Below are 22,751 nucleotides of genomic sequence, written 5' to 3' on the forward strand. Positions count from 1 at the left end.
AGCCGCACATCGGGCGGCTGTTTTTTTAATGTTCGTTCACAGCATAAACGCCGGAAAACTGATAGAATGAATAAAGAGTCACTTTGGTAAGGAGGAAAAGCAAAAAATGAACAGATTAGAACGTGTTTCATCTTGGCTGAAAAAAGAAGGACATGATGCGGCGTTTATACATACAAAGGAAAACGTATTTTATTTAACTGATTTTTACACGGATCCGCATGAGCGGTTAATGGGATTGTTCCTGTTTCAGGAACAGGAGCCGTTTTTCGTTTGTCCGGGAATGGAAGCCGGACAAGCCCGAAGCGCCGGATGGGAGCATGGTATTATCGGCTACGGCGATCACGAAGATCCGTGGGAGCTGATCAAAGCCGAGCTCACAAAACGAAATGTGCCGCTTGATTCCATCGCGGTTGAAAAGGATTCGATCTCTCTTTCCCGCTCAGAACAGCTCAAACAAGCTTCAGGGGGCGCGGCATTTGTTTCGGCAGAAGAAACGCTCAACCAATTCCGTCTCGTGAAAGATGAGAAGGAAATCAGCATTCTCAGGGAAGCGGCAAAACTCGCGGATTACGGAGTTGAAGTCGGTGTCGCGGCGCTTAAAGAGGGTGTGAGTGAAACCGAAGTACTCGCACAGATTGAGTTTGAGCTGAAGAAAAAAGGTGTGCAGGGCATGTCATTTTCAACGATGGTGCTGTTCGGGGAAAAATCAGGCCAGCCCCATGGGAATCCGGGTGCAGACCGGTTGAAAAAAGGCGATTTTGTTCTGTTTGATCTGGGCGTTATTCTTGACGGCTACTGTTCAGACATTACGAGAACATTCGCATACCAATCAATCAGCCCGAAACAGGAAGAGATTTACGAAACGGTGCTTAAAGCTGAACAGGCGGCGCTTCAATTAAGCAAACCCGGCGTCAGAATCGGTGATCTTGATTTAAAAGCCCGCGGCATTATTGAAAAAGCCGGATACGGAGACTATTTCCCGCACCGCCTCGGCCACGGACTCGGGATTTCGGTTCACGAATATCCATCAATGAGCAGCGCGAACGACACACTCCTCAAAGAAGGCATGGTGTACACGATAGAACCGGGGATTTACGTGCCGGATGTCGGCGGCGTGCGCATAGAAGACGATGTGTTTGTCACAAAAGACGGCGCCGAAGCATTAACGCAGTATCCAAAAGAATTGACGATTCTGAAATAGAAAGCTTTGTGATAAAAAAGGAAGGTTCTGGAACGCAGCGTCCTTTTTTATCACCTTTTAAATGAAAAAATCATCAAAATGCTGAAATGGTTTGATGTCATGCTTTTCATTCAGGGGCCGCAGGGCAAGGTAACTGCCGCCGAGTATGGCCAGACACAAACCGATTAAGCAAAGAATCCCCATCGCTGTTCTTCTCCTTTCAAACGAATAGGATGTATCTGTTTCTAGCTTACTGTATGAAACGCATTCCAGATCAAGGGAAAAAAAGAAAGGGGACGCCATGGCTACGATCAGAGACATTGCCGGCGCTGCCGGGGTTTCCGTTACAACGGTATCAAGAGTTTTAAATGATCATCCTTATGTAAGTAAGGACAAAAGAAAAAGAGTGAAAAAAGCGATGCAATCGCTCGGATACACGCGCAACATTCATGCTGTGCATTTATCCAAAGGTTTTTCCGATATGATCGGCGTTGTGCTTCCGTCGGTGAATCTTCCGTATTTTGCAGACCTTGTTGCAGGTATTGCCGAGGCTGCCGAAGCGTCAGGCGTGCATCTTTCTTTATACCAGACAGATTATCAGCAGCAAAAAGAACGTTTTGCTTTATCACAATTACAGGAGCGCCAAGTGGACGGCCTGATTATCTGCTCCAAAGCAATTCCTGATGAGCATCTGCTTACCGTGAAAGAACCGCTCATCCTCTGCCAGTACACTGATGCGGCGGGGCTTTCCTCCATCAGTAATCCGCATCGGGAAGCATTTCGGCACGGTCTGGATTATCTGATAGAAAAGGGACACCGGAAAATAGCGATCAGCCTGGCCAGAAAAAAGGGAAAAAACAGTCAAGTCCGCATCGCCGCATACAAAGAGGCGCTGAAGAAGATCGGGCAGCCTTACAGGGAAGAGCTGGTTGTGGAAAAGGTGCTGACGCTGCTTGACGGGAAAGCCCTTTTTCATAGATGGAAGAGCTGGGATGACAAACCGACTGCACTGTTTGCGGCGAATGATCAAGTATCCGCAGGTCTTTACCTTGAAGCCAAGGCAAACGGGACGCGCATCCCGGAAGAGCTTGCGATTTTGAGCATCGACAATCATGATATCAGCAAGATGTTAGGTATTTCCACAATAGATATACAAACGAAAGAAATGGGAAAGCAGGCTTTTCACATGCTTGAGGACCGGATCAGCGGCGGGCCTCCGGGAAGGAAAGTTCTTGATTACCGCCTTATTGAACGATCAACCGTCTAAAAAAAGAATTGACGCGCTTTCCGTTCGTTTTGTACGATATGAGGTATTGAATGACAAAGGAGCTGAGGATCATGAAGGGGTCCTTTACAGTTGAAAAGGTATTAAATAACAATGTGCTCATCGCAACACATGATAGATACAGTGAGGTCGTCTTAATCGGAAAAGGGATCGGCTTTGGAAAAAAACAAGCGGATGTCATTGAAGATAAAGGGTATGACAAGATGTTCATCTTAAAGGATGAAAAAGAACAAAAACAATTTAAAAAGCTCCTCGGTTATGTGGACGAGACACTTGTCGACATCTCCAATGACGTCATTTATCATATCAAGAAGCGGACAAGCCAACCGTTAAATGAGCATATCCATATTGCGCTGACTGACCATATCGCCTTTGCGGTAAAGCGGCTGCAGCAGGGGTTTGACATTAAAAACCCGTTTCTCATGGAAACCGAAACGCTTTATCCGGAAGAATTCCAAATTGCCCGTGAAGTCGTCGGCATGATTAATGAAAAGACGGGAATCTGCCTTCCTGAAGGAGAGATCGGCTTTATCGCTCTGCATATCCATTCCGCCCTGACGAATCGGCCCCTTTCAGAGGTCAATCAGCATTCACAGCTGATGTCCCGCCTCGTTCAGGTGATTGAGGAATCTTTCCAGATGAAAGTGAATAAAGAAAGCGTCCACTATTTGCGGCTGATCCGGCATATCAGATTTACCATAGACAGGATTAATCGGGAAGAGCAGACAAAAGAACCAGAAAAGTTAATGTTATTATTGAAAAATGAATACCCGCTATGCTACAATACTGCTTGGAAACTGATAAAAATCTTGCAGCAAATACTGAAAAAACCAGTTCATGAGGCGGAAGCGGTTTATCTCACGCTTCATTTGTACCGATTAACCAATAAAATTTCATAATTTCAGTTGAAACCTTAAAAACGTGTCACTGATTCGATCAGGCATGAGTGATTGAGGGTAAAAAACGGGAAGAACGATCCCGTTATTTTGCACACCCTTTTTACTCATGCCTTTTTTGTTGTGTAAAAGGGCAAATGTAAACGGTTAAACTGAAGACTTGCGCCAGTGAATTCGTTGTCATGAATTTTCGCTGTAAGGTCACACTAGCTAACAGAGGAGGTACATCTTTTATGTTTAAAGCATTATTCGGCGTTCTCCAGAAAATCGGCCGTGCTCTTATGCTTCCGGTTGCGATTTTACCGGCTGCGGGGATCTTGCTTGCGTTAGGGAATGCCATGCAGAACAAAGATATGATTCAAGTCATGCATTTCTTAAGCAATGATAACGTTCAGCTTGTGGCGAACGTCATGGAAAGCGCCGGCCAAATCGTATTTGACAACCTGCCGCTTCTTTTTGCAGTAGGGGTTGCGATCGGTCTTGCCAACGGAGACGGTGTTGCCGGAATCGCGGCCATTATCGGATACCTGGTCATGAACGTATCCATGAGCGCCGTGCTTATGGCGAACGGCAGTATTCCGTCTGACAAAATTGAACGGGCAAAGTTTTTTGCGGAAAACCATCCGGCCTATATTAACATGCTGGGGATACCCACTTTGGCGACGGGCGTGTTCGGCGGTATTATCGTCGGGGTTCTGGCCGCGTTATTGTTCAACAAGTTTTATAAAATTGAACTTCCGCAGTACCTCGGATTCTTTGCGGGTAAGCGGTTCGTCCCGATTATCACATCAATTTCCGCATTAATTCTCGGACTTATTATGTTAGTGATCTGGCCTCCGATCCAGCACGGTCTGAATTCCTTCTCCACGGGTCTTGTGGAAGCGAATCCAACCTTGGCGGCCTTTATTTTCGGGATGATTGAGCGGTCATTGATTCCGTTCGGTCTTCATCACATTTTCTACTCGCCGTTCTGGTATGAATTTTTCAGCTATAAAGATGCGGCCGGAGACATCATCCGCGGAGATCAGCGGATTTTCATGGCTCAGATCAAAGACGGCGTACAGCTGACGGCGGGAACATTTATGACGGGGAAATATCCGTTTATGATGTTCGGTCTTCCGGCGGCAGCGCTTGCAATCTATCATGAAGCGAAGCCTGAAAAGAAAAAACTTGTAGCCGGAATCATGGGTTCTGCCGCTCTGACAAGTTTCTTAACGGGAATTACCGAGCCGCTTGAATTCTCATTCTTATTTGTGGCTCCTATCCTGTTTGCGATTCACTGCGTATTCGCGGGACTTTCCTTTATGGTTATGCAGCTGCTGCATGTAAAAATCGGTATGACGTTCTCAGGCGGTCTGATTGACTACTTCCTGTTCGGAATTCTGCCTAACCGGACGGCTTGGTGGCTTGTCATTCCGGTCGGCTTAGGACTAGCACTCATTTACTACTTCGGTTTCCGGTTTGCGATCAGAAAGTTCAATCTGAAAACGCCGGGCCGTGAAGAAGAGGCTGCGGATGAAGGTGCGGGCGCCTCAGGCGAAGCCGGCGACCTTCCTTATGAAATCCTGCAGGCAATGGGTGACCAGGAAAACATTAAGCACCTTGACGCTTGTATCACGAGACTCCGCGTTACGGTCAACGACCAGAAGAAAGTGGATAAGACTCGTTTGAAACAGCTTGGCGCCTCAGGCGTTCTTGAAGTCGGAAACAACATTCAGGCCATTTTCGGCCCGCGTTCTGACGGTTTAAAAACACAGATGCAGGATATTATCGCCGGACGCACGCCGCGACCTGAACCGAAAGTATCCGCGCAAGAAGAAGTCAGCCAGCAGGTTGAAGAGGTTATCGCAGATCCGCTCCGAAACGAGCAGGGTGAAGAAGTGTTCGCTTCTCCGATCACCGGCGAAATCCATCCGATTACCGATGTGCCTGACCAGGTGTTCTCAGGAAAAATGATGGGTGACGGTTTTGCGATTCTTCCTGAAGAAGGAATCGTCGTATCGCCTGTCCGCGGAAAAGTGCTGAATGTTTTCCCGACAAAACATGCGATCGGTCTTCAGTCTGACGGGGGAAGAGAGATCCTGATTCATTTCGGAATCGACACAGTCAGTCTGAAAGGCGAAGGATTCACTTCTTTTGTTTCTGAGGGTGACCGGGTTGAACCGGGGCAAAAGCTGCTTGAAGTTGATCTTGAAGCGGTTAAACCTCATGTTCCTTCATTAATGACACCGATTGTCTTTACAAATCTTGCCGAGGGTGAAGCGATTTCCCTTTCGGCCGAAGGTACCGTAAAACGGGAACAAAAAGATATTGTGAAAATCGGAAAATAAGCATATAAATACGCCGTGCTTGTCAGATGACAAGTACGGCTGTATGATATAATATTGTGTAGTAAAATAGCTTTAATTTAAAGGAGAATGATAATCATGGCACAAAAAACATTTAAAGTAACAGCAGATTCCGGAATCCACGCTCGTCCTGCGACAGTTCTTGTACAGACTGCAAGCAAATACGATGCTGACGTAAACTTAGAATATAACGGCAAAACAGTAAACCTTAAGTCAATCATGGGCGTTATGTCTCTAGGTATCGCTAAAGGCGCTGAAATCACAATTTCCGCTTCAGGCGCTGACGAAAACGATGCTCTTAACGCTTTAGAAGAAACAATGAAAAGCGAAGGACTCGGCGAGTAATGCAAGAATTAAAAGGAATAGGCGCTTCAGCCGGAATTGCGATTGCGAAAGCATACCGGCTTGAAGAGCCGGACTTAACGGTTGAAAAGAAAAACATTGCTGATGCTGCGGCTGAAGTAAGCCGTTTTGATGAAGCGATTGTACGTTCTAAAGAAGAGCTTGAAAAAATTAAAGAGCATGCTTTAAAAGAACTGGGACAAGACAAAGCTGACATTTTCTCCGCGCACCTTTTAGTTCTGAGTGATCCTGAGCTGTTGAACCCGGTAAAGGAGAAAATCAGCACAGATTCAGTCAATGCTGAATTCGCTTTGAAAGAAACAGCTTCCATGTTCGTTACTATGTTTGAATCAATGGATAACGAATACATGAAAGAGCGTGCGGCGGATATCCGTGACGTAACAAAACGTGTGACGGGGCACCTGCTGGGCGTGGAAATTCCGAACCCGAGCATGATCTCAGAAGAGGTTGTTATCGTGGCTGAAGATTTGACACCGTCTGATACGGCGCAATTAAACCGCCAGTTTGTAAAAGGTTTTACAACTGATATCGGCGGACGCACTTCACACTCCGCGATCATGGCCCGTTCGCTTGAAATTCCGGCTGTTGTCGGCACAAAAGCGGCTACAGGGACAATTGAAAACGGTGTTACGGTAATCGTAGACGGCATCGATGGTGATGTGATCATCGATCCTTCCAGTGAAACGTTAAAGAAATATGAAGAAAAGCACAGTGCTTACCTGGCGCAAAAAGCTGAGTGGGCGAAGCTCGTCAATGAACCGACTGTTTCAAAAGACGGCCATCATGTAGAGCTTGCCGCAAACATCGGCACACCTGACGATGTAAAAGGCGTTCTTGAAAACGGAGGAGAAGCTGTAGGGCTTTACCGTACGGAATTCCTTTACATGGGACGCGACCAGCTTCCGACAGAAGACGAGCAGTTTGACGCTTATAAAACGGTTCTTGAGCGTATGGAAGGAAAATCAGTTGTCGTGCGGACATTGGATATCGGCGGTGACAAAGAGCTTCCTTACCTGCAGCTCCCTAAAGAAATGAACCCGTTCTTAGGCTACAGAGCCATCCGCCTTTGCCTTGAAGAGCAAGAAATCTTCAGAACTCAGCTTCGAGCGCTGCTTCGTGCAAGTACATACGGAAACTTAAAAATCATGTTCCCGATGATTGCGACAGTAAACGAGTTTAAACAGGCGAAAGCGATTCTTCTCGAAGAAAAAGAAAAACTCGTCGAAGCCGGCGTAGCGGTTTCTGACGATATTGAAGTCGGTATGATGGTAGAGATTCCGTCTACAGCCGTTATCGCAGATCAGTTTGCTACAGAAGTTGACTTCTTCAGTATCGGAACAAATGACTTGATCCAATACACGATGGCTGCTGACCGCATGAACGAGCGCGTAGCTTATCTGTATCAGCCATACAATCCGGCGATTCTCCGTCTGATCACCCTTGTTATTGAAGCCGCTCACAAAGAGGGCAAATGGGTCGGCATGTGCGGAGAAATGGCGGGAGACGAAATTGCGATTCCGATTCTTCTCGGCTTAGGCTTAGATGAGTTCTCAATGAGCGCTACATCCATCCTTCCGGCAAGAACGCAGATCAGCAAGCTTTCTAAAAAAGAAGCTGAATCATTCAAAGAAACAATCTTGTCTATGAGTACGACAGAAGAGGTTGTCGCATTCGTTAAAGAAACATTCAATAAGTAATACAACAGCCAGACGGTGTAAGCCGTCTGGTTTTTTTCATATTCCGAAAAAAGGGGGGAACAATAACGATCAACAGGAGGGATTATCATGACAAAATCATTTGCAGCGGGGGATACGGTCTATGTGATTTACCGCAATCCGCATGCCGCCAATGTTGCCCATATTAAAGAGGCGGAGATCGTCCATCACCCGTATCATGAGGGAGAACTGTCTCTGTTTTTATACGAAACCTATCATCCGCTGGCCGAAGATGACGCGGTCTTTTCGACATATGAGGAAGCGGAAGCGCTTTACAGCGAGCTTTTTGAAGAAGACCGGTACCATTGATCAAAGGAAATGTTTACAACGCATATTCACTCTCTTTTAAACGGAAAGTAACAACATGAGAAAATGTAAAAAGGGAGTGTCAGTTCATGCTGAAGCCGTTTGTGCCCCAGCTAGTTTATATAGAACCGAGAGCGCTCGAATACCCGTTAGGACAAGAGCTGAAGAATAAGTTTGAAAACATGGGGCTTGAGATCAGAGAAACAACATCGCATAATCAAGTCCGGAATATTCCGGGGAAAAATCACTTGCAGCAATACCGGAACGCGAAATCAACATTGGTAATCGGCGTCCGGAAAACATTGAAATTCGATTCTTCAAAGCCGTCCGCCGAATATGCCATTCCATTTGCGACGGGCTGTATGGGGCATTGCCACTATTGCTACCTGCAGACGACGATGGGGTCAAAGCCTTACATCCGGACATATGTCAATGTGGAAGAGATTCTGGATCAGGCTGATGAGTATATGAAAGAACGGGCGCCGGAATTTACAAGATTTGAAGCCTCTTGTACGTCTGATATCGTAGGAATCGATCATCTGACACATACATTAAAAAGAGCCATTGAACATTTCGGACAAAGCGAATTGGGACAGCTCAGATTCGTGACTAAATTTCACCACGTCGATCATTTGCTCGATGCAAAACATAACGGAAAGACTAGGTTCAGATTCAGCATCAATGCGGATTATGTCATTAAAAACTTTGAACCGGGAACTTCTCCGCTCGACAAACGGATCGAAGCCGCCGTCAAAGTCGCTAAAGCGGGCTATCCGCTCGGTTTCATCGTGGCGCCTATTTATATTCACGATGGCTGGGAGGAAGGCTATAAGGAGCTGTTTGAGAAACTGGATGCGGCGCTTGATGAAGACGTTCGGCATGACATCACATTTGAACTGATCCAGCATCGTTTTACAAAACCGGCCAAACGGGTGATTGAGAAGAACTATCCGAAAACAAAGCTTGAGCTTGATGAAGAAAAGCGCAGGTACAAATGGGGACGCTACGGAATCGGCAAATATATATACCAAAAAGACGAAGAACATGCCTTAAGGGAAACACTCGAATCTTATATCGAAACCTATTTTCCGAAAGCAAAAATCGAATATTTTACGTAAGGCGGAGCTGTCGGCATGACGGCTCTTTTTTTTGCTGCGCCAAATGACGGAAATGTTTGATATTTATTTCAAGATTTATTCATTTTCTTGGCCGAAAGACCGATATAACTCTCAGGAGGGGATGGTTATGTTTAAAAAAATGCATATCAAAATTGCTGTGTTTGTCTCGGCAATGCTTATTGTAACGGTTGTTTTTTTAACGGTTTCTTCATATTTGACATTAAAGCCGATGATGACGGAGGAAGCAAAACGTACGACAGAGAATGTCACCAATTCACTCGGTCAGAACATTGAGCTTCAGCTGAAAAATGATGAGACCGTATTAATGAGATTAGCAGACGGTGAATTGTCCCGGTCTTTTCTATCAGATGGGAAGAAAGAAACCGCGCGGCTTTTTAACGATGAGTTAAAACAGATCGGACAGAATGACAAATATGTCGCGCTTGCGTACGTCGGAACCGTAAACAAACAAATGTTTACATATCCAAAGGCTGATTTTGCCAAAGACTATGATCCGACAAATCGAACGTGGTATAAGATGGCGGCTGAAAAACCCGATAAGGTTGTCTGGACTGACCCTTATAAAGATGCAGTGACGGGAGACATGATCGTGACGGCGTCAAAAGCCATTCAAAACAGCGGAACCGTCGTCGGAGTGGCGAGCTTAGATTTGAAGCTGTCCTCTATTCAGAGCATGGTCAACGAGCAAAAGGTTCCGTATAAAGGATTTGCCTTTTTAGCGGATGAAAACGGCTCTCTTCTGGCCCATCCGGCAAAACAGGGAAAAAATATTTCGGAAGATCAGACGTTAAAAGACATCACTGCGGACAAAGAAGGCATCAAAGAGCTGCAGGGGAACATGGTCGTCTACCAAACGGTAAAAGAAACAGGGTGGAAAGTCGGAACGCAGTTTGAAAAAGATCAGCTGATGGGAGTAGCCGACAAAATGAACACGGTGAGTATTTTTATGTCACTGATCGCCCTTGTGATTACGATCGGACTCAGCTATTTCCTCGCAAAAACGATAACCGGGCCGATTCAGCAGCTGATCGCAAAAACAAATTCAGTCTCAGCGGGAGATTTAACCGTCCGCGCCCAGACGAAATCAAAAGATGAAGTAGGCGAGTTAACAAAAGACTTTAACCAAATGGTTGAAAATATGAAAGAGATGGTCGAACAGGTCAAGGCCTCCTCAGAAAATGTGTCTGATACATCTGACCAGCTAACCGTCATCTCACAGGAGACAAATGAAACGAGCGGACAAATCGCAAAAGCGATAGAGGAAGTCGCCGCCGGAGCGACAGAGCAAGCGTCAGAGGTTGAGACGATCAACGAAAAATCGGAAAATCTCTCAGTCAAAATAAAAGGAATCGCAGATCGCGCAGGCAGCATAAAACAACTCTCAAAGTCTTCAGAGGATGCCAGCTACAAAGGACTGGACGCGCTCGGGCAGCTGCTAATGAAGTCAAACGAAGCCAATTCAGAAACGAAAAAAGTAGAGGCAATGCTGAATGACCTGGAAGAACAAACGAAAAACATAGAAGAAGTCGTGACGGCAATATCCGCTATTTCAGACCAGACGAATCTCTTGGCGCTGAATGCGAGCATAGAAGCCGCTAGAGCGGGAGAAAGCGGACGGGGCTTTGCCGTCGTCGCTGAAGAAGTCCGCAAGCTTGCTGAACAATCAGCTCTTTCTTCCGGCCATATCAGTGAGACGGTCCGTCTGATTCAATCTGAGACAAAAGAAGCGTCACACGCGATGATTGAGGCGAGCAGAATGAATGATGAACAAAACAGCGCCATTCATGAAACGGGTGAGGTTCTCAATCTGATCACGACGGAAATGCAGTCTCTCGTTCAAGGTATAGATCATATTTACAATGACATTCAAAAAATGAGTGAAGAACAAGCCGCGATTCAAGAAGCGATTCAAAGCATCTCCGCCATTTCTCAAGAATCAGCGGCAGCCGCGGAAGAAGTGAATGCTTCTACTGATGAACAGCTCGTTACGCTTGAAAAAGTGAAGCAATCGACTGATATGTTAAAGAGCGCAAGCGAAGATCTGATCAGCGCTATTTCTAAATTCACCTTGTAACGCGGACTCTATCAGCCTATAATATGGTAATATAGACATGAAAGAGTGATATATGAATCGCATCAGGGGAGGAAAGCGCAGTGAACAAAACGGTCGGATTTATCGGTTTAGGCGTCATGGGAAACAGTATGGCATCGCACATTTTAGAAGCGGGCTATCCTGTTTTAGTCTACACACGGACGAAACAAAAAGCGGAAGAGATTCTGAATAAGGGAGCGGTCTGGCAGGAGACGGTCAAAGACCTTTCGGAAAAAGCAGACATCATTATTACCATGGTCGGCTATCCGAGTGATGTCGAGGAAATCTATCTCGGTGAAAGCGGCATTCTCCGTCATGCAAAAGAAGGGGCGTTTGTCATTGACATGACGACATCAAAACCGTCTCTGGCGAAGAAAATAGCGGAGAAAGCCAAAGAAAAATCCATTCACGCCCTGGATGCACCCGTTTCCGGCGGAGACATCGGCGCGAGGAACGGAACGCTTGCCATTATGGCCGGAGGAGAAAAAAAAGCGTTTGAAGCATGCCTGCCGCTTTTCTCCGTTATGGGGGAAAACATTCAGTATCAAGGACCGGCCGGCAGCGGCCAGCATACGAAAATGTGCAATCAGATCGCGATTGCAGCGGGGATGGTCGGAGTGGCTGAAGCGATGGCTTACGCGGAAAAATCCGGTCTGAACCCGGAACAAGTGCTGAAAAGCATTACAACCGGAGCGGCTGGCAGCTGGTCATTGTCCAACCTCGCTCCCCGTATGCTGAAAGGCGATTTTGCGCCCGGATTTTACGTGAAACACTTTATTAAAGACATGGGCATTGCCCTTGAAGAAGCGGAGCTGATGGGAGAAGAAATGCCCGGATTGGCGCTTGCCAAATCATTGTACGACAAGCTTTCCGCGCAAGGTGAAGAAAACAGCGGAACTCAAAGTATTTATAAGCTTTGGGTGAAATAAAAAAAAGATTGCCCGCAGGGGCAATCTTTTTTATTATTTATTTTCCGATGAATTGCTGTGTCCAGATGTTTCCTGATTCTACGTAACCGACACCGATTTGAGTGAACTCAGGATTCATGATGTTCTTTCTGTGTCCTTCACTGTTCATCCAAGCTTTAACGACAGCTTCAGGAGTCGGCTGTCCTTTGGCGATATTTTCACCGGCGGTTTTATAAGTGATTCCGAAAGACTTCATCATATCGAAAGGTGAGCCGTAAGTAGGACTTTGGTGATCGAAATAGTTTTTGTCTTTCATATCTTGTGATTTTGCGTGAGCTGATTTGCTTAATTTTTCATCAATCTGCAGAGGTTTTAAGCCTTGCTTTTGTCTCTCTGCATTTGTCAATTCAACGACTTTCTTTTCATACGCACTGACTGATGAAGGAGTTTTCTCGCTGCTGTTGTTTGTGTTATCTGTCTGCTTTGCATTGTCAGCCGTCTGGTTTTGATCGGCTTTCGGTTTTTCGGCAGCTGTCGGGGCCGTTTTTGCCGGTGTTTCTTTTTGAACGTCTTTAACTGTCATATCAGAATGCTTTGCGTGTTTTTGCAGCAGCTGAGTCAGTTCTTTCTCATTTTTAACGTTCAGCTTTTTCACGCTCGTTTTCATATGTAGTTTTTCAACAGCCTCTTGAAGAGTCAGATGCTGTACAGTGTTTCCTTTTTTCACGGTAACGACGTGCTGGCATGACAGCTCTTTGGCAGATGCCTGCTGAATGCCTCCGAATGTAATCAAACTGACTGCCGCGGCGGCAGATAAGAGAAATGCTTTTTTCATAGTTAATAGCCTCCCAGAGAAGTTTTTTCTACATGAAAAATCTTATCACAGCTTTTTTGTCATAATGCAGCCAGCCATTTCCTTTGACAACAAACTCTTGTCATAATTGTAATTGAGCGCAGAAAAATGGCTCTATACCGGGAAAAACGATCTGTATTTATTTTTTAAAATCCGTTACATCTCTTCAAATTATTTGAAGTGTTAGATATATTTTAAGATAATTTGATCTTGACAGTTTTTTTTACCCGTTTTCGCTGTAACAACTTTTACAAAAATGTTACAATTAAAATCTGTTTATGTAAATATATTCAATGATTTGAGAGGTGTAACAGAAAGTGGCTGAAGTCGCGCGCGAACCAAAGAAAAAAACGAAACGTTACAGAGCGCTGAGAATGAATCTCTATTTTTTGATTGTTTTTCTTCTCTTTACGGCACTGATTTTTAAACTCGGCATCGTCCAGATTGTCGAAGGGGATAAACACCGCCAGGATGCGGAGAAGGCAAATGCAAAAACCGCCTATTATCCGACACCGCGGGGAAAGATGTATGACAAGCGGAACAGGGTGGCGGTTGATAACCAGGCTGTGCCTGAAATTGTATATGTATCCACCTCAAAAACCTCGGCAAAGGACAAATTGAAAACGGCAAAAAATCTCGCCGCACTGATTCATATTGATACTGAATTTATGAAGGATCGAAATATCATTGATTACTGGCTTGCCGCACATCCGAAGAAGGCGGAAAAGCTTATGAAGGATTCAGAAAACAGCCTGAAGCCGCAAGAAGTGTACAAACGCCAGATTGAACGCGTCCCAAAGCAGGAGATTGACGCGATCAAACAAAATAAAAAAGAGCTGGAAATCGCGGCGATTTATACGCGTTTTTCAAGCGGCAACGCCTATCAGCCGCAAGTCGTCAAATCAATGGACCCGAATAAGCTGAACGGAAACGGAAACAGCGGTTCACTGCTTGACGAGCATGACAACAACAAGCAAAAACCGAAAAGCGACCTGACATATGAAGAAGTTTCCGTCGTATCCGAGCACCTGAAAGAGCTCCCCGGCATTGACGTAATCAATGATTGGACGCGGAAATATCCGTACGACAAAACACTGTACTCTCTGTTCGGCGGTGTGACGACACCGGAACAGGGATTGTTGGGCGAACGGAAAGATTACTATGTCACAAGAGGCTACTCACTGAATGACCGGGTGGGTAAAAGCTACATTGAATATCAGTATGAGGACTATTTAAACGCGCATAAAGAAAAAGTAGAGTATGTGGAAAACAGCAAAGGTGAAGTCGTCAGCCAAAAGCCCGTCGATGAAGGCAGCAGAGGCTACGATCTGCAGCTCTCGCTCGATATGGAATTACAGTCGAAAGTCGAAAAAGTCATTGAAAAAGAGCTGAGAAGAAGCCGCGCTGCAGGCAACTATATGGTTGACAGAGGGTTTGCCGTCATGATGGATCCGAACAACGGGGATATTCTCTCAATGGCGGGGAAACGCATCGATCTCGAAACGAATAAAACACAGGATTTTGCGATCGGAGCATTTACGACCCAATATGAGATGGGCTCTTCTGTTAAAGGAGCGACTGTTCTTGCGGGTTACCAAAGCGGCCTCCCGCATTATAAAACGTTTGTCGATGCACCGCTTAAGTTTAAAGACGGCACGGAAAAGCGCTCGTGGACACAAATGGGGACCATTACTGAGCTGACCGCGCTGCAAAGAAGTTCAAACATATATATGTTTCATGTGGCCATGCATATAGCGGGCATTACCTACGTTCCGCACGGCACGCTGCCGGCCGGATTAGACGATATTAAAAAAATGCGCAACTACTACGCTCAATTCGGTTTGGGTGTGAAGACCGGGATTGATCTTCCGCAGGAATCAGCGGGCATGCAGTCAAATCCGCAAATGGTCGGGGGGTTGCTGCTTGACTTTGCGATCGGACAGTTTGATACGTATACGCCGCTTCAAATGGCTCAATATATTTCAGCCATCGCAAACGGCGGGTATCGCGTCCAGCCGCGGATCGTCACAAGCATTCATGAACCGGACAGCAAAAACAAGATTGGAAAAGCGATTGAACAGCGCGATATTAAAATTTTGAACAAAGTAAATAACAGCCCGAGCGATTTTGACCAAGTTCATAAAGGAATGAAGTTGGTCACAAGCTCACCTCAAGGAACGGCTTATTCAACATTTCAAGGTTCAGGCGCTGATGTATCCGGTAAAACGGGAACCGCGGAGACGCACTATTACGGCACGAACAAAAACTGGTGGGGGAAAGACACGTATAACCTGACCTTTGTCGGCTATTATCCGTCAGAACATCCACGAGTGGCATTCAGCGTCGTCGTTCCGTCTGTTCGAGATGATAAAGATCATATCAGTAAAAACATTGCCAAAGGAGCAGTTGACGCTTACAAAGAGCTTGAAAAGAAATACAATAAAAAATAACAAATGAAAGGGCGGCCGAACATATCGTGCGCCCTTTCTTTCATTCAGGAAAATTGACGTTCACAATAAGAATAGAAGGAGAATGCTCATTTTTTAGCGAATCAATCTAGTGGAATTTCTTTTTATATCAGTCCGTGTCCAGCCTGCAGTGCGAGTATAATGCAAAGGAGGGATTCTGTGGAACAGGATACTCAGCATGTCAAACAGTTTCAATCGAAAACCGATCTTCATGCCGTTTTGACGTCTAACGGGCGTATTATGTATATTTCTGCAAACTGCAAATCGTATTTCAGTTATTCTCAGGAAGAGATGATCGGGTCATTTCTCAAAACGTTCCTGCATGAAGAAGATCAATTTTTGGTTGAAAGTTACTTCTATAATGAGCATCATTTGATGCCTTGCACCTTTCGTCTTATTAAAAAAGATCATACCATTGTATGGCTTGAAGCGGGTGTGGAAATTGTCACACCGCAAATGGAGGGGACGGATCGGGAAATCATCCTCAAAATCAAGGTGCTTGAGGAGAAGACGCCCCGCCGGCCTTATATGTATGAACAAAAGAAGCAAATGGCAGAACAACAGTCTGAAGATGCGGCTGGAAACGGTGAATTTGAGCGTCTTGTCGAAATGCTGCCGAATCCTTTATATGTCAGCATCAACGGCACAATCGCCTACGCCAACAACGCGATGCTTGCCATGCTGGGAGCCGAAAGCAAAGACGAGGTAATCGGCAGGCGCTCTTATGAGTTTATTGAAGAAGAGTATCACGACATTGTGAAAAACCGAATTGTGCGGATGCAAAAAGGAATGGAAGTCGGAATGATCGAACAGACGTGGAGAAGGCTCGACGGCACGCCCGTTCATTTAGAAGTGAAGGCGGCACCGACGACATATAAAAATCAGCGGGCGGAATTGCTGCTTCTGATTGATATTTCTTCACGGAAAAAATTCCAAACGATTCTGCAAAAAAGCAGAGAGCGTTATCAGCTCCTCATTCAGAATTCAATTGACACGATCGCCGTGATTCACAATGATAAGTGGGTATTCATGAATGAATCGGGCATTTCGCTGTTTGAGGCTGAAACATATGAAGATTTAATCGGGAAAAACGTCTATGATCAGCTTCATCCCTGTGATCATGACGGAGTGAAACAGCGGATCCAAAATATTATCAACCGAAAGACCGAGTCAGAAATTATTAAGCAATCGTGGTTTACCTTTAAAAACCGGCTGATCTACACGGAAATGGTCTGCATTCCGACGACGTTTTTCGGAGAAACGGCCGTGCAGGTCATTCTGCGTGACATTTCTGAGCGGAAGCAGACGGAGGAATTAATGCTGAAGTCGGAAAAGCTGTCTATCGCAGGGCAGCTGGCAGCGGGGATCGCTCACGAAATCCGCAATCCGCTGACGGCGATCAAAGGATTTTTACAGCTCATGAAGCCGACGATGGAGGAAAACGAACATTACTTTGAAATTGTGTTTTCTGAACTGAGCAGAATCGAATTAATTTTAAGTGAGCTTTTAATGCTTGCCAAACCTCAGCAAAACGCCGTGAAAGAGCGTGTAAACTTAAAGAAAATTATAAGTGAAGTGACCGCTCTTTTAGAGACGCAGGCGAATCTTAAAGGGATTTTTATCAAAACGGATTACGAACATGACAGCATGTATATTAACGGTGATCAAAATCAGCTGAAACAGGTGTTTATCAATCTGATTAAAAATGCCGTTGAGTCGATGCCGGATGGGGGAACGGTTCACATCATCATGACAGAAGATGAGTATTCCGTTAATGTGACGGTGAAAGACGAGGGTGACGGGATACCGGAAAACGTGCTGAAACGAATAGGCGAACCGTTTTTGACAACGAAAGAAAAAGGAACCGGCCTGGGGCTGATGGTCACATTCAACCTTATTAAAAACCATCAGGGAGCCATCCAAGTAGACAGCAAACCGGACAGAGGCACGGCCTTTCACATTACATTCCCGAAACAATAAAAAAACAACGGCGTTATGCCGTTGTTTAAATAGTCTGCATGGATTCTCTCGTTTTTAAAATAAATGCTTCCAGCCGGTCCAAGCCTTCTCTCAATGTATCCAGTGAATATGCGAATGACAGCCTCACATACCCTTCACCCAATTTTGAAAACGAGCTGCCGGGCACAAGAGCCACACCTGCATCCTCTAAAAGAGCCATACTAAAATCAAACGATGACATTCCGAATGACTTAATGGAAGGGAAGATATAAAATGCGCCTGACGGCTTTACGACGTCAAGCCCCATTGAGACAAGACGGTCATATACATAGTCAAGCCGCTTTTTATACTGTTCTCTCATAATAAGCGCATCATCAACACCGTTTGTCACCGCTTCAAGAGCCGCTTTCTGAGAGATTGAAGACGCGCATGTCACACTGTATTGGTGAACTTTTAAGATGTGCTTGGCAATTTCTTTCGGTGCGAAAATGAAACCGATTCTCCAGCCCGTCATGCTGTGTGATTTTGACAGGCCGTTGATGACGATCGTCTGGTCTCTCAAATAAGACGCGATCGAATAATGCGGTCTGTCATAGGTTAATTCGCTGTAAATCTCATCAGACAGGACAAAAACATTTCTGCCCTTCAGGACGGCTGCGATGTTTTGCAGCTCTTCCTCAGACAATGTCACTCCGGTCGGATTTGACGGATAAGGAAGAATGACGCATTTTGTTTTTGGTGTCAGCGATTCTTCAATGAGCCGCGCCGTCAGCTTAAATCCGTGAGTCGTCGTATCTACATGGACCGGAACGGCGCCTGACATGCGGATGATCGGTTCGTAGCCCGGATATATCGGGCCGGGGAGAATAACTTCATCGCCTGGAGATAAAATCGTCCGCAAAGACGCGTCAATCGCTTGGCTTGCCCCGGTTGTGACAATGATTTCAGTTTCAGCCTCATAATTCAAATCAGCTTTTTTCTTCATATAAAGCTGTACGGCCTGTCTCAGCTCATGGCCGCCCGCGTTCGGAGTATATGCCGTTGCGTTCTCGTCGATTGCCTTTTTGGCAGCCGCTTTGACATGGTGCGGCGTGAAGAAATCCGGCTGGCCGATCGTAAGCGAAATGACATTGTCGTGCTGAGCTACAAGATTTGAGAATTTGCGAATTCCTGAAATTTCAATTTCTTTTACATTCGGATTAAGCAAATGTTCCATAATTCATCACCTTATACTATATATTGAGTTTATCCTATTTTACCACTAGCTGAGCATTTGTCATCTTTTTATTAAACTATCCCGAGTATATGTCCGATATGTGAAAACATACCTTCTTTCAGAAAAAAATAAGACAACCAGCTGAAATGATTGTCTTCATTGTATCATGATCTATCTATTGTGATATGTGGCGAATGTCATTAATACCCGTATTCAAAGCTGACGTCTTCCCGCCATAAGATGTATGGAGCAGGCTTGTCGGGACGATCTTTCGCCTCTTTTTTCATTTGCAGGTAAGCCGTTTTGCTGATATCTTCTAACACCATCATTTGATCTTGGTCGAATATGACTACTGTACCCATTTATTACACCCTTCTTCCTGAAAAATCCTTGACTATTTTACCACTCGATGTCAAAAAGTCAATGGGATATCAGAAAAAAGCATCTTTTTATAAAGAGTTCATGGCCAGTTGGCCCGAATACATTCACTTTTTCCGTTTACAGCCGATATATACAGTACAATACTGAATGCGGATAGCGAGGGATTGAATTGTCTTTACAACAATACGATATTTTATTGGATTCAGGCACAAACGAATTAGAAATCGTCAAATTTGAAGTAGGCGTCAATACATTTGGCATAAATGTGATGAAAGTCCGGGAAATCATTCAGCCGGTAGATGTCACATCTGTGCCTCAGTCTCATAAAGACGTAGAAGGGATGATTAAGCTGAGAGGCGAAATTCTTCCCGTCATCAGTCTGTATACCTTTTTCGGCGTTGATGCCGAAGGAGCAAAAGACGATAAATATATCGTAACGGAATTCAACAAGCGGAAAATCGTCTTTCACGTCGGTTCCGTTTCACAAATCCACAGGGTGTCCTGGGAGGCGATTGAAAAGCCGACTTCCCTGAACCAGGGCATGGAGCGGCACTTAACGGGAATCATCAAACTGGAAGACACGATGATCTTTCTGCCTGATTATGAAAAGATCATTTACGATATTGAATCAGCATCCGGTGTTGAGACTTATCATGTCCATCAGGAAGGATTTGATGAAAGACGGGCGGGTAAAAAACTGATTATCGTTGAAGACTCGCCGCTTCTGATGCGTCTTTTGACGGATGAGCTGACTGAGGCGGGGTACAGTGAAATCGTTGCGTTTGAAAACGGAAAAGAAGCGTATGATTACGTCGTGGAACTGACGGATAACGGAGCAAACCTGTCAGATCATATTGACATGATTATCAGTGACATTGAGATGCCGAAAATGGACGGGCATCGTTTGACGAAGCTCCTTAAGGATAACCCGCAAAGCTCTGATGTACCGATTATGATTTTCTCGTCCCTCATTACGGACGACCTGCGCCACCGGGGCGAAGTAGTCGGAGCGGATGAACAGATCAGCAAGCCTGAAATCAGCGAGCTCATTAAAAAAGTGGATACGTACGTGATTGAATAGAAAAAAGCCGATGCATGACGCATCGGCTTTTTTGCGGCGGAATTAAAAATAACTCTCACCAAGTTTTTTAAATACGGGTTTATGATAAGCGGGCTGCTGCCTGTTGGCGGCAAGCGGTTTTTCCTTTAAGCCCACATATTTTTGCAATACGTTTTTCGCTTTTGTCAAAGACATTTGTGCTTTAGGATTGCGGTACGATTGATTTAACGTACCTAAATGCGGAAGATGCTGGAAGTCTTCTTTTGTTGGAGGCATGTGAAAATAGTAGTCTCCGATAGAGATAAGTACGTCTGACTGCTGTTGGCTAAACCTGGGATTATTTGAAAAGTGAAGCCCTATTTTTTTCCCTTTGCCTTCTTTCACAAGCTTTTGTAATGCCCGTTTTTTCAGCAGATAAAGGTATTTAGGGTTGGGGGCGGTTTTTGCATGGCGGTTCACAGTATAAACAGCTTTTGAAAGATTCTCGATGGTTGGCTGCAGCTCTTTCGAATAAGCGTGGTCGTCCATTATTTCTCTCCTTTGCATTGATCAAGTTCATATATAGATTATACTTTTTTAGCGTTGAAATGCAAATATTGATTATAAAAATACGCCTTTTTCTGATGAAAAGGGCGCATTTTTTTCCTTTATTAGACAGGTTTCGCATGTTTTTCGGAATCAGCCTTTAATGATTGCTGCACATCGACCTCTGCTGCCTCGGCGCTGTATTTCGGAAGAGCGATAAAATAGAACACAAATACCGCTAAAATCACAATTCCCATGCCGTAATAAAGGTAATCAATATTGGCAACGAATTTCGGAAATAACAGGGCAACCAGTCCGAGTGTAATCGATTGGGCAAACATCATAAAAGGGTCCTGCCAGCCGCTGACCCGGCCCATTATTTTCGGATGAACGATTTTCGGCATCCAGCCCCCGATGGCGATATTGACGGGGCCGATGCACATGCCGAGGATGAAAGCCGCCGCATAATAAATCCACAGCTTATCCGTATAGCCGAGGACAAAAATGAGCAGTCCGGCTGCCAAAATAGGAATCGACATCAAATGATGCGGTTTGACTTTTTTTGCGATCATCGTTCCGATCACACTTCCTGCAAGCAGGCCGAAGCCGAGTGCGACGGTGAAGATGGAAGTATGTGATTCGTAATGATCCGGCGCAAGTCCGTATTTCATCGTAAACATCGGCAGTACGGCAAAGCCGCCGTTGACAAAACCAAAGATAAAAAAGCCGAAAATAAGGGAAGCAAGCAATTTGTTTTTAACAATATATACGATCCCTTCCTTAAAATCAGCGACCGAGTCTTTCAGAAACGAATCTCCCCATTTAAAAGGGCCGTTCGGCTGACGGGCTTCTTTCGGAATGCGGCAGGCGCGGATCAGAAAGCCTGATACAATAAAGCTGACAAAATCAAGGATAATGGCTCCGTGCATACCGATCGTTTTATACATAAACGCGCCCATACCGACGCCGAATACCATAAAGATGCTGAACAGTATCTGGTTAAGTCCCGCCGCTTTCGCATAATGCTCCTTAGGCAGAATAGCTTGTACAAGGCTGGCTTCCGCCGGGAAAAAGAACTTGGTCACGGCGCTTCTGATGAACAAAATACAGAACACGAGAGGGATGCTCCCAGTGTATAATGCGGCAAACAATATGATCGTCAGTCCGGCTCTGATCCAGTCACAATTCTCTGCGACCTTTTTCCTGTCAAGCCGGTCAGCTGCGACACCGACAATCAGAAATACGAAAACTGTCGGCAGTGAATACATCAGCTCAGCCAAAGTTGTGTATGCCGGCTGGTTTGAAAAATGGTCCAGCAAGTAAAAAGCGAAAGCCATATTACCTACAGTCGTTCCCATTTGAGAAGCGAGTGCTGCGAAAAAGAGACGGACAAAATTGCGATTTTTAAATATATCCATAAACACGCTCCTTACCCTAAAGGTCCCACTGTAATATATTATCATCAGCTCGTTCCATTAACAAATAAGATCTTTCTATCTTATAATGGTCACCCTTGTTCCATTAGGCACGGTAGCGGCAAGTTCAGTGACGTCCTGATTATACATCCGGATGCATCCTTTTGATACCGCTTTGCCGATGGAGGAAGGATTATTTGTTCCGTGAATGCCGTAATGAATTTTAGAGAGGCTGAGCCAATAAGCGCCGAACGGGCCGCCGGGCTTAGGCTGGCGGTTCACAATGTAAAATTCTCCGGTCGGCGTGGTCGTCAATATTTTTCCGACTGCGATGGGGTACGTACGGATGAGCCTGCCAAGGCGGTATAACTCCAGTTTCTTCGCTCCGATATACACGACAATGGAATAGGGGATGGTGGATGGGTCGGGAAGATTCGGTATGATAATATGCTGTCCCGCGTATATGACCGATTGGATTGAGGGATTTGCCTGAAGGAGAGCAGCAGTGCTTATTCTGAAGTCTTGCGCAATGCTTGAGATGGTTTCTCCTTGTTTCACTTGATATGTCAGCAGTTTCATCACCCTCCTTTTTGCTCTTTTCCATATACATATTACGGAGGGGGTGTCTGTGCATCGGGATAA

At 45.3% G+C, this 22,751-nt stretch carries 19 protein-coding genes and 1 pseudogene; 13 read left to right on the forward strand and 7 right to left on the reverse strand.

Annotated elements, in window-relative coordinates:
• Positions 1 to 106 precede the first annotated feature (106 nt).
• A complete protein-coding gene (locus tag VP472_RS06850) occupies positions 107 to 1,201 on the forward strand; it encodes a M24 family metallopeptidase (RefSeq protein ID WP_057079974.1) in 1,095 nt (364 codons plus the stop codon).
• Between the two features lie 57 nt (positions 1,202 to 1,258).
• Here VP472_RS06850 and VP472_RS06855 read toward each other — a convergent pair whose 3' ends face one another.
• A complete protein-coding gene (locus VP472_RS06855; protein ID WP_003154659.1) occupies positions 1,259 to 1,384 on the reverse strand; it encodes a hypothetical protein in 126 nt (41 codons plus the stop codon).
• A 97-nt stretch (positions 1,385 to 1,481) separates the two neighbouring features.
• On the opposite strand from VP472_RS06855, the gene VP472_RS06860 reads away from it, so the two are divergent.
• From VP472_RS06860 to VP472_RS06900, 9 genes are all read left to right on the forward strand, one after another.
• Entirely contained in the window at positions 1,482 to 2,447 is a 966-nt protein-coding gene (locus VP472_RS06860) for a LacI family DNA-binding transcriptional regulator (protein WP_146276658.1), read from the forward strand.
• 50 nt (positions 2,448 to 2,497) lie between these two features.
• Positions 2,498 to 3,364 carry a glucose PTS transporter transcription antiterminator GlcT gene (gene glcT, locus VP472_RS06865; RefSeq protein WP_012117426.1) on the forward strand — a complete coding sequence of 289 codons (867 nt, stop codon included), beginning with the start codon at positions 2,498 to 2,500 and terminating at the stop codon, positions 3,362 to 3,364.
• Positions 3,365 to 3,594: 230 nt separating this feature from the next.
• Positions 3,595 to 5,691 carry a glucose-specific PTS transporter subunit IIBC gene (ptsG, locus tag VP472_RS06870; RefSeq protein WP_070081734.1) on the forward strand — a complete coding sequence of 699 codons (2,097 nt, stop codon included), beginning with the start codon at positions 3,595 to 3,597 and terminating at the stop codon, positions 5,689 to 5,691.
• A 96-nt stretch (positions 5,692 to 5,787) separates the two neighbouring features.
• Entirely contained in the window at positions 5,788 to 6,054 is a 267-nt protein-coding gene (locus VP472_RS06875; RefSeq protein WP_003154654.1) for a phosphocarrier protein HPr, read from the forward strand.
• Entirely contained in the window at positions 6,054 to 7,769 is a 1,716-nt protein-coding gene (gene ptsP / locus VP472_RS06880; RefSeq protein WP_007409600.1) for a phosphoenolpyruvate--protein phosphotransferase, read from the forward strand. The genes VP472_RS06875 and ptsP overlap by 1 nt, the downstream gene beginning before the upstream one ends.
• 87 nt (positions 7,770 to 7,856) lie before the next feature.
• Positions 7,857 to 8,096, forward strand: coding sequence for a splAB operon transcriptional regulator SplA (locus tag VP472_RS06885; RefSeq protein WP_003154646.1), 240 nt, complete (start codon positions 7,857 to 7,859; stop codon positions 8,094 to 8,096).
• 86 nt (positions 8,097 to 8,182) lie between these two features.
• Entirely contained in the window at positions 8,183 to 9,211 is a 1,029-nt protein-coding gene (gene splB / locus VP472_RS06890) for a spore photoproduct lyase (protein WP_003154644.1), read from the forward strand.
• 127 nt (positions 9,212 to 9,338) lie between these two features.
• The gene (locus VP472_RS06895) at positions 9,339 to 11,306 is read left to right on the forward strand and encodes a methyl-accepting chemotaxis protein (protein WP_153986655.1); all 1,968 of its coding nucleotides are present in this window, start codon (positions 9,339 to 9,341) and stop codon (positions 11,304 to 11,306) included.
• Positions 11,307 to 11,386: 80 nt separating this feature from the next.
• Positions 11,387 to 12,253 carry an NAD(P)-dependent oxidoreductase gene (locus tag VP472_RS06900; protein WP_146276662.1) on the forward strand — a complete coding sequence of 289 codons (867 nt, stop codon included), beginning with the start codon at positions 11,387 to 11,389 and terminating at the stop codon, positions 12,251 to 12,253.
• A 37-nt stretch (positions 12,254 to 12,290) separates the two neighbouring features.
• On the opposite strand, the gene VP472_RS06905 is transcribed toward VP472_RS06900, so the two are convergent.
• Complete coding sequence (locus VP472_RS06905) at positions 12,291 to 13,067, reverse strand: CAP domain-containing protein (protein WP_017417671.1); 777 nt, start codon at positions 13,065 to 13,067, stop codon at positions 12,291 to 12,293.
• A 335-nt stretch (positions 13,068 to 13,402) separates the two neighbouring features.
• Between VP472_RS06905 and VP472_RS06910 the strand changes: the two genes are divergently transcribed.
• Positions 13,403 to 15,535, forward strand: a complete 2,133-nt coding sequence (locus VP472_RS06910; protein WP_146276664.1) for a peptidoglycan D,D-transpeptidase FtsI family protein — start codon at positions 13,403 to 13,405, stop codon at positions 15,533 to 15,535.
• A gap of 177 nt (positions 15,536 to 15,712) precedes the next feature.
• A complete protein-coding gene (locus VP472_RS06915; protein WP_113971599.1) occupies positions 15,713 to 17,533 on the forward strand; it encodes a PAS domain-containing protein in 1,821 nt (606 codons plus the stop codon).
• Here the strand turns inward: VP472_RS06915 and VP472_RS06920 are convergent.
• Both VP472_RS06920 and VP472_RS06925 read right to left on the reverse strand, forming a co-directional pair.
• Positions 17,509 to 18,728, reverse strand: a pseudogene (locus VP472_RS06920) (aminotransferase A). The gene VP472_RS06915 and the pseudogene VP472_RS06920 overlap by 25 nt on opposite strands.
• A 200-nt stretch (positions 18,729 to 18,928) precedes the next feature.
• Entirely contained in the window at positions 18,929 to 19,090 is a 162-nt protein-coding gene (locus tag VP472_RS06925; protein ID WP_003154625.1) for a hypothetical protein, read from the reverse strand.
• A gap of 188 nt (positions 19,091 to 19,278) precedes the next feature.
• On the opposite strand from VP472_RS06925, the gene cheV reads away from it, so the two are divergent.
• Positions 19,279 to 20,190 (forward strand): chemotaxis protein CheV, encoded by a 912-nt coding sequence (cheV, locus tag VP472_RS06930; protein WP_003154623.1) that lies wholly within the window; start codon positions 19,279 to 19,281, stop codon positions 20,188 to 20,190.
• 42 nt (positions 20,191 to 20,232) lie between these two features.
• Here cheV and VP472_RS06935 read toward each other — a convergent pair whose 3' ends face one another.
• The 3 genes from VP472_RS06935 to VP472_RS06945 form a co-directional block, all read right to left on the reverse strand.
• Entirely contained in the window at positions 20,233 to 20,697 is a 465-nt protein-coding gene (locus VP472_RS06935) for a YkyB family protein (protein ID WP_003154622.1), read from the reverse strand.
• Positions 20,698 to 20,819: 122 nt separating this feature from the next.
• Entirely contained in the window at positions 20,820 to 22,112 is a 1,293-nt protein-coding gene (locus VP472_RS06940) for an MFS transporter (RefSeq protein WP_003154621.1), read from the reverse strand.
• 75 nt (positions 22,113 to 22,187) lie between these two features.
• Positions 22,188 to 22,682: a L,D-transpeptidase family protein gene (locus VP472_RS06945; RefSeq protein WP_088037173.1), complete on the reverse strand. Its 495-nt coding sequence runs from the start codon at positions 22,680 to 22,682 to the stop codon at positions 22,188 to 22,190.
• Positions 22,683 to 22,751 lie beyond the last annotated feature (69 nt).

This window comes from Bacillus sp. MT(2024) (assembly GCF_036362845.1).
In the GTDB taxonomy this organism is placed as follows: domain Bacteria; phylum Bacillota; class Bacilli; order Bacillales; family Bacillaceae; genus Bacillus; species Bacillus velezensis.